The 13,734-nt window shown below is 60.8% G+C and carries 14 protein-coding genes; 4 read left to right on the forward strand and 10 right to left on the reverse strand.

Going from position 1 to position 13,734, the window contains the following annotated elements; genetic code table 11:
• Nucleotides 1-16 precede the first annotated feature (16 nt).
• Complete coding sequence (locus HMPREF2708_RS00215; protein WP_241482030.1) at nucleotides 17-334, reverse strand: hydrogenase maturation nickel metallochaperone HypA; 318 nt, start codon at nucleotides 332-334, stop codon at nucleotides 17-19.
• Nucleotides 335-410: 76 nt separating this feature from the next.
• Here HMPREF2708_RS00215 and HMPREF2708_RS11205 point away from each other — a divergent pair, with 76 nt between their 5' ends.
• Nucleotides 411-1,013, forward strand: a complete 603-nt coding sequence (locus HMPREF2708_RS11205) for an acylphosphatase (RefSeq protein WP_246840276.1) — start codon at nucleotides 411-413, stop codon at nucleotides 1,011-1,013.
• On the forward strand, nucleotides 1,010-2,812 hold the full coding sequence (locus HMPREF2708_RS00220; protein WP_246840294.1) for a Kae1-like domain-containing protein: 1,803 nt from the start codon (nucleotides 1,010-1,012) through the stop codon (nucleotides 2,810-2,812). The genes HMPREF2708_RS11205 and HMPREF2708_RS00220 overlap by 4 nt, the downstream gene beginning before the upstream one ends.
• On the opposite strand, the gene hypE is transcribed toward HMPREF2708_RS00220, so the two are convergent.
• Nucleotides 2,809-3,951 carry a hydrogenase expression/formation protein HypE gene (gene hypE, locus HMPREF2708_RS00225; protein ID WP_048731632.1) on the reverse strand — a complete coding sequence of 381 codons (1,143 nt, stop codon included), beginning with the start codon at nucleotides 3,949-3,951 and terminating at the stop codon, nucleotides 2,809-2,811. The two genes, HMPREF2708_RS00220 and hypE, sit on opposite strands and share 4 nt — an antisense overlap.
• A 127-nt stretch (nucleotides 3,952-4,078) precedes the next feature.
• Here hypE and HMPREF2708_RS00230 point away from each other — a divergent pair, with 127 nt between their 5' ends.
• Nucleotides 4,079-4,348, forward strand: a complete 270-nt coding sequence (locus tag HMPREF2708_RS00230; RefSeq protein WP_048731707.1) for a HypC/HybG/HupF family hydrogenase formation chaperone — start codon at nucleotides 4,079-4,081, stop codon at nucleotides 4,346-4,348.
• Between the two features lie 15 nt (nucleotides 4,349-4,363).
• Nucleotides 4,364-5,515 (forward strand): hydrogenase formation protein HypD, encoded by a 1,152-nt coding sequence (hypD, locus tag HMPREF2708_RS00235; protein ID WP_070830902.1) that lies wholly within the window; start codon nucleotides 4,364-4,366, stop codon nucleotides 5,513-5,515.
• Here the strand turns inward: hypD and HMPREF2708_RS00240 are convergent, their stop codons facing one another.
• The 8 genes from HMPREF2708_RS00240 to HMPREF2708_RS00275 all read right to left on the reverse strand — a co-directional run bounded on the left by HMPREF2708_RS00240 (nucleotide 5,516) and on the right by HMPREF2708_RS00275 (nucleotide 13,662).
• The gene (locus tag HMPREF2708_RS00240; protein WP_005509801.1) at nucleotides 5,516-6,379 is read right to left on the reverse strand and encodes an HpcH/HpaI aldolase/citrate lyase family protein; all 864 of its coding nucleotides are present in this window, start codon (nucleotides 6,377-6,379) and stop codon (nucleotides 5,516-5,518) included.
• A 131-nt stretch (nucleotides 6,380-6,510) separates the two neighbouring features.
• On the reverse strand, nucleotides 6,511-7,719 hold the full coding sequence (locus HMPREF2708_RS00245) for an acetyl-CoA C-acetyltransferase (protein ID WP_038627863.1): 1,209 nt from the start codon (nucleotides 7,717-7,719) through the stop codon (nucleotides 6,511-6,513).
• Between the two features lie 58 nt (nucleotides 7,720-7,777).
• Entirely contained in the window at nucleotides 7,778-8,446 is a 669-nt protein-coding gene (locus tag HMPREF2708_RS11210; RefSeq protein ID WP_005509864.1) for a CoA transferase subunit B, read from the reverse strand.
• Complete coding sequence (locus tag HMPREF2708_RS11215; protein WP_070830905.1) at nucleotides 8,447-9,199, reverse strand: CoA transferase subunit A; 753 nt, start codon at nucleotides 9,197-9,199, stop codon at nucleotides 8,447-8,449.
• 4 nt (nucleotides 9,200-9,203) lie between these two features.
• A complete protein-coding gene (locus HMPREF2708_RS00260) occupies nucleotides 9,204-10,958 on the reverse strand; it encodes an AMP-binding protein (protein ID WP_070830908.1) in 1,755 nt (584 codons plus the stop codon).
• A 103-nt stretch (nucleotides 10,959-11,061) separates the two neighbouring features.
• Nucleotides 11,062-11,940, reverse strand: coding sequence for an HpcH/HpaI aldolase/citrate lyase family protein (locus tag HMPREF2708_RS00265; protein WP_070830912.1), 879 nt, complete (start codon nucleotides 11,938-11,940; stop codon nucleotides 11,062-11,064).
• A gap of 7 nt (nucleotides 11,941-11,947) precedes the next feature.
• On the reverse strand, nucleotides 11,948-12,490 hold the full coding sequence (locus tag HMPREF2708_RS00270) for a MaoC family dehydratase (RefSeq protein ID WP_069359443.1): 543 nt from the start codon (nucleotides 12,488-12,490) through the stop codon (nucleotides 11,948-11,950).
• 2 nt (nucleotides 12,491-12,492) lie between these two features.
• Nucleotides 12,493-13,662 carry an acyl-CoA dehydrogenase family protein gene (locus HMPREF2708_RS00275; protein ID WP_070830915.1) on the reverse strand — a complete coding sequence of 390 codons (1,170 nt, stop codon included), beginning with the start codon at nucleotides 13,660-13,662 and terminating at the stop codon, nucleotides 12,493-12,495.
• Between the last annotated feature and the right edge of the window lie 72 nt (nucleotides 13,663-13,734).

Consider the following 13,734-nt stretch of genomic DNA (forward strand, 5'->3'; position numbering starts at 1 on the left):
GATTAAACCGTCTCTCCTACTTGTGCGCGTCGACGTCGATGTCGACGATTGTGAACTCTTCCCCCGAGATTACGCGTCCTGGCTTTCCGCACGTGGGGCACAGCAGACCGTCGAGTGGCCCGACCTGTTCGCGATGCCCGTGCGCGCATTCGACAACGGCAGGTACCCAGTCGATCTCCAACTTCGCGTGCCCCAAACCGGTATCGCGACTGACGAAATCCCACGCGTATGAAAGGGTTTCTGGAACAACCTGACGCAGAGCGCCTATCCGCAGGTGCACAGTGCGTACAGTTCGACCTTCGGCTGCTCTCGTGACAACCTTCGCCAACTGCATGCTCAACGCTACTTCGTGCACAATCTCCAAAGTAGCAGTGCGAACGGACCCGAGTCGCTTACGTAAAGTTGAACGCATGGAAAAGGCAGGCACGACCGGGGCGGGGATGGGCACGGGCATTCAACGCATTCGCTGGCGTATCGAAGGAATCGTCCAGGGGGTCGGATTCCGCCCTTTTGTGGCCACCATCGCCCGGCGCGCGGGTCTCGTCGGCTTCTGCGGCAATGATGAGCAGGGCGTATTCATCGAGGTAGAAGGCGCGTCAGACGCCCTCGTTGCCTTCCGCAGCCAGCTTTTCACCGAACTGCCGGCGCTTGCCCGCATCATCAATCACTCCGCCGAGCACATCGCTGCGCTGGGCCATGAGCGCGAGTTCACCATCGTGCCCTCTCGCCACAGCTACTCCGGCCGCGCGCTGCTTCCGCCCGACACTGCACTGTGCCCGGACTGCCGCCGTGAGTTTTTCGACCCTACCAACCCGCGCTACCTCTACCCTTTCATTTCCTGCACCAACTGCGGGCCGCGTCTGTCCATCATCACTGAACTGCCCTACGACCGTCCGCGCACCACTATGGCGGCCTTTCCGATGTGCACCCCGTGTGAGCGCGAATACACCGACCCCGCCGACCGCCGCTATCACGCCAGCCAATCAGCTGTTTTGACTGCGGCCCGCGTCTGAGCTGGCACGATGCAGGCGGCACCACCACCGCTACCTCCCGCGAGGAGGTTCTCGCACTCTTTCGTCGCGCACAGGCGCTGCTTGACGACGGCGCCCTGCTCGCCGTCAAAGGTATTGGTGGTTTTCACCTGGTCTGCGATGCCGCCAACGACGCTGCCTGCGAGAAACTACGGATGCGCAAGCGTCGACCCGACAAACCGTTGGCGGTAATGGCTCCCACTGTTGACACCGCTGCCCAACTGGTTGAGTTAACTGAGCAGGAGAAGCGTTTCCTCGACTCCCCTGAGGCACCGATTGTGATTGCACCGAAGCAGCGGTCGGGGCCGCTTTCCGATCTCATCGCCCCTGGCCTCGACAGCTTCGGCATTATGCTTCCATACTCAGGCATTCACCTGTTGCTTTGCGATCGCCCGCTCGTGGTCACCAGCGGCAACCTCAGTGGCGAGCCCGTGTGTACCGACAATGCCGACGCGCTGAAGAAGCTCGGTCACATCGCCGACGCTTTCATCCTCCACGACCGCGAAATCCACGTACCCGTTGAAGATTCGGTTTTCATCGGCACCGCCCCATCGCGCCGGTCCCGTGGCTTCGCTCCCATCCCCGTTTCAATCACGGCCACCGATTCTCGTAGCGACACGGGCACTAGCACCGGCACTGGCCCTGGCACCAGCGCCCGTAGTACGTCGCAACCCACCATTTTCGCGACTGGCGGGGAACTGAAGAACACTTTCGCGATCGCGCATGGGGACCTCGTTCACGTCTCCGCACACATTGGTGACATGGGTTCGTGGGCCAGTCAGAAGGCCTACCAGAGAGCAGTTGATCAGCTCCTTTCCATGCGTGACGCGACCCCGGATTTTGTCGTCTGCGACCTTCACCCGGGCTACGCCACTACCGCCTTCGCCGAACGCTTCGCTGCCGAGCACGACATCGAGCTGCTCTCAGTTCAACACCACTTCGCCCACGCGCTCTCCCTACTCGCCGAACACCGCCTCCTTTCCCCCGGTGCCGGTCGCGCAGTCGTCGCTACCCTCGACGGCACTGGCTATGGCACTGATGGCTCCATCTGGGGCGGAGAAATCCTCACGCTCAGTCGCAATTCCGCAGGCTGGGAACGCACCTGGCACTGCCCCTCTTTCCCATTGGTAGGCGGCGATCGTGCCGTCACGCATCCGTGGCGGCTAGCCCTCGGTCTCACCCACGCATGGGCGCTTGACGACGACCGTCTCCTACGCAACCTCCCCAACGAACACGAAGTAGCGCTGGTTAAAAGCCAGTTGGCGACGGGAATCGGCACCGTGCAAACTTCGTCTCTAGGCCGCATATTCGATGCCGCCGCAGCTCTGATGCTTCCTCGTTGGCGCGGTGGTGCGGCCATCAGCTATGAGGCGCAAGCGGCCATGGAGTTGGAGGCAGTGGCGACTCGCTACGTGAGATCGCATGCGGAAGCGCTCGGAGCGGTCAGTTCGGGGACGAAGCCGGTGCCCCTCCAGGAGGTCATCCCGGAGGCAGTAGCATCGCCTGACGTTGAGCAGGCCGCATTCTTGTTTCACAGTGGGGTTGCGGCCGTCGTCGGCAAGCGATTGGTGCAGGCGGCGGAGGAAGCTGGAACCGATGTTGTCGGTGTCAGCGGGGGTTGCGCAAATAATGCGCTGTTGATGGAGTTGCTGCGGCGCGAAGTTGCAGCTGAGGGCTTTACCCTGTTGCAGCATCAAATCGTGCCGCCGGGCGATGGCGGCTTGAGTCTTGGCCAGGCGGTGGCAGGTCGCCTACTGGCGGCAACCGGCATGGATGTCTAGCAGATGCGCGGCAGCGGGTCGCCGACCAACATGTCCACCATGCGGGTGCCACCGAATCCGGTGACCAGCACCACGGAAGCGGCGGGCTCGTCCTCGATGGAGCCGATATCACGAGCCTCGGAAGCCCCGGCTGCGTGGAGCGCACTGAGCGCTGCCTCGGATTGCTCAGCGGGGACAACGGCGACGAAGGTGCCTTCATTGGCCACGTAGAGGGGGTCGATGCCGAGCATGTCACAGGCCCCACGGGTCATTTCACGAACCGCAATGGATTCGTCGTCAAGCACGACACCAAAACCGGTGCCACGGGCGAGCTCGTTGGCGACCGTGCCAAGGCCGCCGCGGGTGGCATCGCGCATCCAGCGAGTGCCGGGTGCAGCTTCAAGTAGCGCTTCGACCAGACCGTTGACGGCGCGGGTATCGGACTCGATAGGTGCGGCCAAAGCCAAGTCGCCACGGGCGAGCATGACGGCCATGCCGTGATCGGCGATCGGACCGGAGACAAGAATTCGGTCCCCAACCTCGATGTTTGCGTAGACAGATCCTGCCGTAGCGGCACCGGCGTAGTCGCTGCTGACCACGCCCACCCCGGCCGTGGTGATGTAGACCTGGTCACCTGCGCCCTTCGGCACAACCTTGGTGTCGCCGGCGACAATGCTCACCCCTGCGGCATCGGCAGCGGTGCGCATACTCGCCACGATGCGACGGAGAGTCGCGATCTCCAGCCCCTCTTCCAGGATGAACGATGCGGTCAGCGCCAGCGGCCTGGCTCCGGCTACCGCCAGATCGTTGATTGTGCCGTTGACGGCCAAATCGCCGATGTTGCCGCCCGGGAACTCGATGGGGTTGACCACATAGGAGTCGGTGGACATAGCCAACCGCGCTCCGCCATGTGCGGAAGCGGCCGCAGCCTCGACAACAGCATCGGCTGCGAAGAGTCCCGAATCTCCTCCCTGTCCGAGAATCTCATTGCCGTAGGCGTCGAAAAAGACCTGTTCAACCAGAGCGGCGGATGCCTTTCCGCCGGAGCCGTGTTGCAGGGTGACGTAGTCATCGAGAAGCCTGAACGGACGCGCCCGAACGCGCCCGATATTGGTGTTGACCTTGGCTTCGTTGGTGTTCAGACGATTCTTCGGCTGCATGGCTACATATCCTTAAACTGCACGGCTGCGAGGCGGACAATGACAAATTGCGCAACTAATACTCCAAAAACGAGGCGCACTGCCCCTGATGGTAGTCTCGAAAAGTATTGCAAACGAGGAGAAGCGTATGTGTCTTGGTGTCCCTGCAGTGATCACAGAAGTCCACGATGCGGCCCGCGCAACAGTTGAAATTGGTGGTGTCGCACGCATGATTTCCACCGATTTACTCGTCGATGAGGACCTCACACAAGGTGATTGGGTTCTCGTACATGTCGGTTTCGCCATGAGCAAGATTGACGAGGAAGAAGCCAAACTCTCGCTCCAGCAAATTAAACAACTTGGTGGCGACACCTACGAAGACGAGCTGGAATCCTTCTCATCGTCACAAATCAACTGAGGGCAATAAGACATCATGAAATACGTCGACGAATTCCGTGATCCCGCTGCTGCCAAGAAGCTGCTCGCGCGCATTGATCGCGAGGCCACCAAGCTGGAAAAGCCCATCGCACTGATGGAAGTCTGTGGCGGGCACACGCACACCATTTACCGCTACGGCTTGGAAAACCTTCTGCCCGATAACATCGAGCTCATCCACGGCCCCGGCTGCCCCGTCTGTGTCATCCCCATGGGGCGCGTCGATGATGCCATCTGGCTGGCACAGCAAGAAGATGTCATTTTCACGACCTTCGGTGACATGATGCGCGTGCCAGGATCTGAGACTTCGCTGATGCAGGCACGTGCGCGCGGCGCCGATGTACGCTTTGTCTACTCGCCTCTCGACGCGCTGAAGATCGCCACCGATACCCCCGATAAGCAGGTTGTTTTCTTCGCCGTCGGGTTCGAGACAACCGCCCCGTCGACTGCCGTGACAGTTGAGGCCGCACGCCGGCAGGGTGTGGAAAACTTCTCCGTGTTTTCCAACCACGTACTTATCGAACCGCCGCTGCGCGCCATCGTCAACGGCGGCGAAACCAAGGTTGATGGGTTTATCGGCCCAGGCCACGTGGCCACCACCACCGGCACGGACGCTTTCGAGTTCCTGCCGCGCGAGTTCAATCTGCCAGTGGCGGTCACCGGTTTTGAGCCGTTGGATGTACTCCAGGCCGTCGTCATGCTGCTAGATCAATTCGTCAGCGGCGACGTTGCTGCCGGTAAGTCGCGGGTGGACAACCAGTACGCGCGTGTCGTTCGGTCTTCAGGCAACACCACTGCGCAGAAACTTATGGACCGCGTCTTTTCCCTCCGCGACACCTTCGAGTGGCGCGGTCTCGGCTGGATTGAAAACTCCGGCCTCGGCATCTCTGAGGAATACGCAGCATTCGACGCCGAGCGCCGTTTCCAGGTGCCGGGGCGCCGTATCCCAGACCCCGTGACCTGCGAATGCGGATCTGTGCTCACCGGACACATCAAGCCGTGGCAATGCGCGGTCTTCGGCACCGCCTGCACCCCGGCGACCCCCATCGGCACCTGCATGGTCTCCCCCGAAGGCGCTTGTGCGGCGTACTACAACTTCGGCCGCATCGACCGGAAAGTCACCGAGAACCTGGCGAAATCCCGCCGCTAGTTACTCCGAAATCCCCGCACGCGCGAGCGCTGCCACCGCTTGCTTTACGACGGGCGCGTCAATCATCTCGCCATCGAGCTGGAAGGCGCCAGTGTGCGTACCTGCGTGATCGACAATCTTCCGGGCGCGGGCGAGCGTTGCTTCCGACGGCTTATATGCCTTGCGCACCGGCGGCACCATCGCCGGGTGAATGCAGGCCGTAGCCAAGAAACCACAGCCCACGGCATCGAGAGCCTCTAGGTACTGGCCGCGCTCATCGCGAAAGTCAGTATGAACGGCATCAATGGCGGCAATACCCGCTGCAGCTGCATGCACCTGAACTAGTGCACGAGCCAATCGCTGCGGATCGCGGTAGTGGCGACGAGGATTTTCATCCACACTCTGGCGCGAGGACACCCCACCGAGTTCGGCGGTCAGGTCTTCGGCACCCCAGAACAGACCCACAACGTCCGGGTGCGTGGCAATCTGCTGGATATTAATCATGGCCTGCGGGGTTTCAATCATCGCGATGATCTTCAACCCTTCGAGCTCTGCGGGGATGGAGCCTCGAATCTTGGGCACCATGACGATGTCGTAGTCACATGTACGGGCAAAGGCGACATCCTCCGCGAAGGTCGGAGTCCCAGGACCGGTAATCCGAAGAATAGTCGCCTCCGGGTCGAGCGGATTGTTGATGATGTTCGCACGTGCCTGCTCGTGATTGTCAACGGCAGCGCCGTCCTCCAGGTCAATAATGACCATGTCCGATCGTTCAGCAGCTTTCTGGAAACGTTCCGGACGGTCAGCCGGGGCGAAGAGTAGCGCCGGGCCAGAGGGAAGCCAAGGGAAGGACTGTTCACCATCGAGGGAGCTAAAGCCTGTCATAGCTCCTAACCTAATTGAAAACTCGAATCACCTTCGCGCAGGGGCTCCCCCAGGAGGTAACAAAACCCGCGTTGTGGGGCCCATAGAGCGGAAACCACAACGCGGGTTTGCTGAGTTTTTAACCTATGCGGTTAGTCGCGATACAGCAGCAGCGCGTCGCCCTGGCCGCCGCCACCACACAGGGACACACCAGCGCGACCCGAACCGCGACGGTTCAGCTCCATTGCAGCGGTCAGAGTCAGGCGGGCACCGGAGCAGCCAATCGGGTGGCCGAGGGCAATCGCGCCACCGTGGATGTTGGTCTTTTCCAGCGGGTAGTCCAGCTCACGCAGGGACTTGACGGCCACCGCACCAAATGCCTCGTTGATCTCGATGAAGTCAAGCTCCTGCGCGTCCCACTCAGCGCGACGCAGGGCCTCCTTCAAAGAGTCCGCCGGCTGAGCGTGCAGGGAGTTATCCGGACCTGCGGTCTGGCCGGCCTTGCCCACAACTGCGAGGTAGTCCAGACCGTGCTTCTCTGCGTAGGCACGCGATGCCAGCACAACTGCTGCGGCACCGTCGGAAATCGGCGAGGAGTTACCGGCAGTGATGGTGCCGTTTTCCTTCAGGAAGACCGGACGCAGCTTAGCCAGGGTCTCCACAGTGGTCTCCGGGCGAATGCCCTGGTCGGTGTCGACAACTACCGGGTCACCCTTGCGCTGCGGAATCTCGATTGGAGCGATTTCCTGCGCGAAAATGCCGTCTTCCTGCGCCTTGGCTGCACGCTGGTGAGAAGCGGCCGCAACTTCGTCCTGCTGCTCGCGGCTAATGCCGAGGTCGCTGTTCGGACCGTCGGTAAGCGTACCCATGGACACACCATCGAAGGAGTCGACCAGACCGTCGCGCTCCAAGGTGTCCTCCAGCTTCAGCGCACCGAAGGACTTGCCCTGACGAACACCGCGTGCAACGTGCGGAGCGTGCGTCATGGACTCCTGACCACCTGCAACAACGACGTCTGCGTCACCGAGACGAATCAGGCGAGCAGCGTGAATGACAGCGTTTAGGCCCGAGAGGCAGACTTTGTTAACGATCTCAGCGGTCGTATTCCATGGCAGACCTGCCTTAATGGCGACCTGTCGGGCCGGGTTCTGGCCAGCGCCTGCGAGAATCACCTGGCCCAGAACGACGTGCTGAACCTCTTCCGGGGCAACGCCGGAACGCTGGACAGCATGCTTGACAGCATGTGCGCCGAGTTCGACGGAAGTAAGCGGTGCCAGCTGGCCGAGCAGCTTGCCCTGCGGGGTGCGGGCACCGGCGAGGATAACGACATCATTCGGGCTGGGAGCTGGAAGGTTACTCATGGATGGATTCTCCTAAGTCAAATCTGATGAGTGTGGACTGACCATGATTGCTGCGTATTTAATTCTCGAGGTCAACCACGTATGCGGCTTCGGTGTTGGCCTCGATATCAGCCAGTGTCACCCCGGGTGCCAGCCTGCGTAGCACCAGGTGGTCATCAGCGACATCGAAGCTTCCCAGGTTGCTAATAATCCTTTTCACTACTTTCGCACCTGTGAGGGGCAGTTCGCAGGCTTTTACCAATTTTGGTTTGCCATCTTTGGAAACATGATCGGTCAAAACCACTACTCGAGGGGTACCGGCGACCAAGTCCATCGCGCCGCCCATGCCCTTGACCATCTTTCCCGGGATCATCCAGTTGGCCAGATCACCGCACTGGCTAACCTCCATTGCACCCAACACGGCCATTTTCACAGCACCGCCGCGAATCATGCCGAAGCTGGTGGCGGAGTCGAAGATTGCCGCGCCCGGCACCAACGTCACGGTCTGCTTGCCCGCATTGATAAGGTCGGCATCCTCTTCACCTTCATATGGGAAGGCGCCCATTCCCAGAATTCCGTTTTCACTCTGCAGCAGGACGCGCACACCTTCGGGAATATGGTTTGCCACCAGTGTCGGAATGCCGATACCCAGATTCACATAGTCGCCATCGCGCAGCTCTTCGGCGGCCTGCTGTGCCATCTCGTCACGGCTCCAGCCCTTGTCCATAATTGTCTTCGCAGGTGCCATTTAAATCTCCTCCCCTGCTGCCGCGTCACCGGCATCGTGGCTGGAATCGGTATTGCGTGGCCGAGTTGTGCGCTTTTCAATGAGCTTCTCGCGGCCGTCACCGCGGACGATGTGCTGGATATACACACCCGGAGTCATCACCAGATCCGGGTCGATCTCACCGCGGCCAAGCAAGTGCTCCACCTCCGCAACGGTCACCCTGCCGGATGCTGCGCACAGCGGGTTGAAGTTCTGCGCGGTCCGGCGATAAACAAGGTTGCCGTCGATATCGCCGTGGTAGGCGTGCACCAGGCCAATGTCGGCAACGATGCCACGCTCCTGCACGTAGGTCTGCCCGTCGAAGTCGGCGTGAGGCTTGCCCTCTGCAACGAGCGTGCCGACGCCGGTTGCGGTGTAGAACGCGGGAATACCTGCGCCCCCTGCGCGAAGCCGCTCAGCCAGAGTTCCCTGAGGGGTGAACTCCACCTCGATTTCGCCTTCGAGGTACTGGCGGGCAAACTCCTTGTTCTCGCCGACGTAGGAGGCCACTACCTTTGCCACCTGTTTGTTCTCCAACAGAATGCCGAGTCCAGTACCGTCAATGCCCATGTTGTTGGACACGATGGTGAGGTCTTTTGCCCCGGAGTCGCGCACGCCTTCGATGAGGGTATATGGCACACCACACAGGCCAAAGCCGCCAACTGCCAGGGTCATTCCATCGGTGACAAGGCCTGCGACAAGCTCTCGGCCGGTCTGATTAGTTGTTTTTGACATTGTTCTACACCCAGCCCAGGATTCGCGGAGCCATCTCACGCATCTCGACCTTGCGGACCTTGCCCGACGCGGTCATCGGGAACTCCTCGACGACGTGGACGTAGCGCGGAATCTTGTGACGCGACAGCTTGCCGTGGGCAAAGGCCGCCACATCGTCAGCTGTGAGGTCTTCCACATCGTCGTGCAGAATCACCCATGCCATAATCTCTTCGCCGTACTTGTCATCCGGCACACCGATGACCTGCGCATCGACGACAGCCGGGTGGGTGAACAGGAACTCTTCAATTTCGCGCGGGTAGATGTTTTCACCGCCGCGGATGAGCATGTCCTTAATACGTCCGGTGATGGACAGGTAGCCCTCGTCGTCAAGCACACCCAAGTCGCCGGTGTGCATCCAGCCGTCGGCGTCGATGGCCTCGGCGGTCTTTTCCGGGTGCTCCCAGTACTCCTTCATAACGGAGTATCCGCGAACGACAACCTCGCCCTGTTCGCCTCGCGGCAGCGTCTCTCCGGTTTCTTCACAAATGATGCGGGCTTCCAAGTGCGGCATGATCTGGCCGACGGTGTTGACGCGCTTTTCCAGCGGAGAATCCGCGCGGGTCTGGAAGGACACCGGCGAGGTCTCCGTCATGCCGTAACAGATGGCAATCTCGCGCATATTGAGTTTGTCCATCACATCACGCATGGTCTTCGACGGGCACGAGGTACCTGCCATCACACCTGTACGCAGGAGCGACAGGTCGTAAGGGGATCCGTATTCCTCCTGATCATGAGCTTCTTCAAGCTCATTGATGAACATCGTCGGCACACCGTAGAGGCTGGTGGCCTTGGCCGAGTGCACAGCCTTGAGTGTTTCACGCGCCTTAAACGACGGGGCCGGGATGACAATAGCGGCACCGTGGGTGAAGGCGGCGAAGGTGCCAATCACCATGCCGAAGGTGTGGAAGAACGGCACCGGCACACAGATGCGGTCGGTCTCGGTGTAGCCCAACAGCTCACCGATGAAGTATCCATTGTTCAGCAGGTTGCGGTGCGTTAGCGTAGCGCCCTTGGGAAAGCCTGTCGTGCCCGAGGTGAACTGGATGTTGATCGGATCATCCGGCTTCAGCTGGGAGGTGTACTCGCTCAGGTCGTCGATCTCGCTGTGCATGTGCTCGTACCATTCGGATGAACCGAAGTAAATGACCTTGTCCAAGCGCACACCGCGCTGCTTGGAGGCCTCGATCAGCATGGTTCGGTAATCGGAGTCCTTGTAGCGGCGAGCGGCAAACACCATACGCACACCTGCCTTTTCCAGCACGTAGTTCAGCTCGTGCTGGCGGTAAGCCGGGTTGATGTTGACCAGCACCAGGCCGATGTGGTGGCAGGCGTACTGCACCACGGTCCACTCCCAGCGGTTGGTGGACCAAATGCCGATGCGGTCTCCTGGACGGTAGCCCTCCCGGATGAAAGCGCTGGCCAGGCGCAGAACTCGGTTGTAGAAACGCTCAAAGGTAAAGGAGACATCCGCGTAGACGTCAACGACGGCGTCGCGGGAAGGGAATTTCTCCACAATCGCACGCAGGTTCTCGCCGAGGGTCTCATCACGAAGTGGAGCGGCACCTTGCTCGACACCGGCGCCGAACACGTGGCTCATCTTGTTGCCATCGGCATCGACAACATCCTTGCCGTATGGTGCCGGCACAGTGGTGAAGCCCTCCGGCAGCTTCGAAGGATCAGCAGTGCGCTGTTCTGCGTGGTTCTTCAATGTCGCGGTCATGGGGAGATCTCCTTGGTTTAAGTGACTCCGCAGAGTGCAGAGTGTGTGAGAGGAAAATGTGTTCTTTAGGGGGATAAATCAGTGGTCGTTACCGGCTGTGGGACTAACCGGTTACAGCAGCTCGCCGAGCAATGGCTTCTGCTTGACGGAAGAGCGGCGCATCCACCATCTGGCCGTCAAAGCTGAAGGCACCGGTGTTCTCTTCCGCTTCCGCCAAGAGCCGACGCGCCCAGTCAATCTCCTCGTCGCTGGGGCGGTAAGCCTGGCGGATTGTCGGGACCTGACCGGGGTGGATACAGACGGTGGCGGCAAATCCCAACGCAGCGGCATCCGCTGCCTCCGCAGCTAGCCCATTCGCGTCGGAGATATTGACGTAGATGGAATCCAGACTGGCCTTACCGTGCGCCGCTGCCGCCAGGTGAACGTGGCTGCGGGTATGCACCGCCACACTGCGGTAGCTACCCGCATGGATACGGCCCGGCGCGAGTGCAGCCTCTGCTTCGCTAAAGCGTGATGACGTTCCCGCCAATCCCGCCACCAGGTCCTCTGCGCCCCAGAACAGTGCAACGACACCATCGGCCTGCGCCAGCTCTTCGGCGCGCATGACCCCAAGCGGAGTTTCAATAAGGGCAATGACCTGGGTCTTCTCCCCCAGTGCCGCTACCAACTCATCCACTTGCTGAGCCGAGGAAGCCTTGGGCAGCATCACCTGGCGGAAAGCGGTGTCGCGCAGCATATCAATATCCGCTGCGTAGTCCTCAACCTCCGGTGGATTGACACGCACAATCGTGCGCGCCGGGTCGAGCTCACAGGAGGCGATAGCCTCGCGGGCAGCCTCACGGTTTTCTGCGCGACAGCCGTCCTCCAGGTCCAGAATCACCATGTCGGCACGGTCAGCAGCTTTAGCGAATCGTTCCGGCCTGTCTGCCGGCGCAAACAGAATTGCGGGGCCCAGCGGCTGCCAGGAGTTATGCGTAGACATGGGCCACTCACTTCCCCGCTGAAGCTGCGTTCTCGGAGCCGTCGTCAAGCGAAGTCGGTGCGCATTGGACGAGCGTGGACCGGACGGCGCGGCAGACGACGGTGCCGTCCTGATTGCGTCCGATGTGCTCGAGCTCGACAATGCCCTGGTTGGGGCGGGACTTGGACAGACGCTTGTTACGGCAGACGGTCTCTGCATACAGGGTGTCGCCGTGGAACATCGGTGCAGGAAACGCCACTTCGGTGAAGCCGAGGTTGGCGACGATGGTGCCGAGCGTCAGCTGCCCGACGGACAGCCCGACAACCGTCGACAGCGTCCACATGGAGTTGACCAGGCGCTCGCCGCCGAATCCCGGCTGCTGGCTCGACCAGTGCGCATCCAGATGCAGTGGCTGGGTGTTCATGGTCAGCGTCGTGAAGAGGACGTCATCGGTTTCAGTGACGGTTCGCCCCGGACGGTGCAGGTAACGCGCGCCGACCTCGTACTCTTCGAACCACAGTCCGCGCTGGACGACGTCGTGGGTGACTTCGGTTGCGTTGTTGTCAGCCATTTTTACAGCCCCAATCCGCGCGCGATCAGCATGAGCTGCACTTCGGTGGTGCCCTCGCCAATCTCCAGAATCTTGGAGTCGCGGTAGTGGCGTGCCACGCGGTACTCGTTCATGAACCCGTAGCCACCGAAAATCTGCGTCGCGTCGCGCGCGTTGTCCATCGCGGCCTCGGAGGCAATCATCTTGGCGATGTACGCTTCACGACGGAACTCTGCGCCCGCGGCCATCTTTGCGGCTGCGTCGTACCACGCCATACGTGCAGCATGCGCACGCGCTTCCATTCGTGCGATCTTGAAGGAAACAGCCTGGTACTCGCCGATTGCACGGCCCATGGACTGGCGTTCCTTGGCGTGGCGGACCGACTCATCGACACAGCCCTGCGCAGCACCGGTGGCAAGCGCTGCGATTGCGACACGCCCCTCGGCCAAGATGGACAGGAAGTTAGCGAAGCCGCGACCACGGGTGCCCAGCAGGTTCTCCTGCGGGACGCGGACATCGGTGAAGGTCAGCGGGTGGGTGTCGGAGGCATTCCACCCGACCTTGTCGTAAGCCGGTTCCGCGACGAAGCCCTCCGTGCCACTCGGCACGATAATGGTGGAAATCTCCTTCTTTCCATCGTCCTTCTGGCCGGTGACTGCGGTGACGGTAACCAGCGAAGTGATGTCGGTACCGGAGTTGGTGATGAACTGCTTGGCACCGTTGATGACGAAATCATCGCCGTCTTCACGGGCTGTGGTGCGGGTGGCACCGGCGTCGGAACCTGCATCCGGCTCGGTGAGACCAAAACCGGCGAGCTTCTTACCAGCAGTCAGCTCGGGCAGGTAGGTCTCCTTCTGCTTGTCATTGCCGAAGTGGAAGATCGGCATGGCACCTAGGCCAACGCCCGCTTCCAGGGTGATAGCGACCGACTGATCGACCTTAGCCAGCTCCTCCAGGGCGATACCGAAGGACAGGTAGTCGCCGCCCATGCCGCCGACTTCCTCAGGGAATGGCAGACCAAACAGGCCCATTTCTCCCATCTGCGAGACAATCTCGTACGGGAAGGTGTGGTTGCGGTCGTGCTCGGCGGAAACCGGATCGACAACTTCGTTGGCAAATTCGCGAACTACTTTCTGCAGTTCCACGTATTCGTCGTCGAGGATGGCGGTTGCAATCTTGGTGCTTTCAGACATAGTAAGTGCTCCTTGAAGTTTTGTAGGTGTGGGACCTGATTGGTGTGGGACCTGTTTGGTGCGTTTCGGGTG

Origin of the sequence: Corynebacterium sp. HMSC073H12, assembly GCF_001837775.1 — a bacterium.
Taxonomy (GTDB): Bacteria; Actinomycetota; Actinomycetes; order Mycobacteriales; family Mycobacteriaceae; genus Corynebacterium; species Corynebacterium amycolatum.

What these genes read in the sequence shown, in the direction of transcription:
- HMPREF2708_RS00275 (WP_070830915.1), bottom strand. Translation starts at nt 13,662, where the DNA reads ATGTCTGAAAGCACCAAGATTGCAACCGCCATCCTCGACGACGAATAC.
- hypE (WP_048731632.1), bottom strand. Translation starts at nt 3,951, where the DNA reads ATGCAGCCGAAGAATCGTCTGAACACCAACGAAGCCAAGGTCAACACC.
- HMPREF2708_RS00260 (WP_070830908.1), bottom strand. Translation starts at nt 10,958, where the DNA reads ATGACCGCGACATTGAAGAACCACGCAGAACAGCGCACTGCTGATCCT.
- HMPREF2708_RS00240 (WP_005509801.1), bottom strand. Translation starts at nt 6,379, where the DNA reads ATGACAGGCTTTAGCTCCCTCGATGGTGAACAGTCCTTCCCTTGGCTT.
- HMPREF2708_RS11215 (WP_070830905.1), bottom strand. Translation starts at nt 9,199, where the DNA reads ATGTCAAAAACAACTAATCAGACCGGCCGAGAGCTTGTCGCAGGCCTT.
- HMPREF2708_RS00215 (WP_241482030.1), bottom strand. Translation starts at nt 334, where the DNA reads ATGCAGTTGGCGAAGGTTGTCACGAGAGCAGCCGAAGGTCGAACTGTA.
- HMPREF2708_RS11210 (WP_005509864.1), bottom strand. Translation starts at nt 8,446, where the DNA reads ATGGCACCTGCGAAGACAATTATGGACAAGGGCTGGAGCCGTGACGAG.
- HMPREF2708_RS00265 (WP_070830912.1), bottom strand. Translation starts at nt 11,940, where the DNA reads ATGTCTACGCATAACTCCTGGCAGCCGCTGGGCCCCGCAATTCTGTTT.
- HMPREF2708_RS11205 (WP_246840276.1), top strand. Translation starts at nt 411, where the DNA reads ATGGAAAAGGCAGGCACGACCGGGGCGGGGATGGGCACGGGCATTCAA.
- HMPREF2708_RS00270 (WP_069359443.1), bottom strand. Translation starts at nt 12,490, where the DNA reads ATGGCTGACAACAACGCAACCGAAGTCACCCACGACGTCGTCCAGCGC.
- HMPREF2708_RS00245 (WP_038627863.1), bottom strand. Translation starts at nt 7,719, where the DNA reads ATGAGTAACCTTCCAGCTCCCAGCCCGAATGATGTCGTTATCCTCGCC.
- HMPREF2708_RS00230 (WP_048731707.1), top strand. Translation starts at nt 4,079, where the DNA reads ATGTGTCTTGGTGTCCCTGCAGTGATCACAGAAGTCCACGATGCGGCC.
- hypD (WP_070830902.1), top strand. Translation starts at nt 4,364, where the DNA reads ATGAAATACGTCGACGAATTCCGTGATCCCGCTGCTGCCAAGAAGCTG.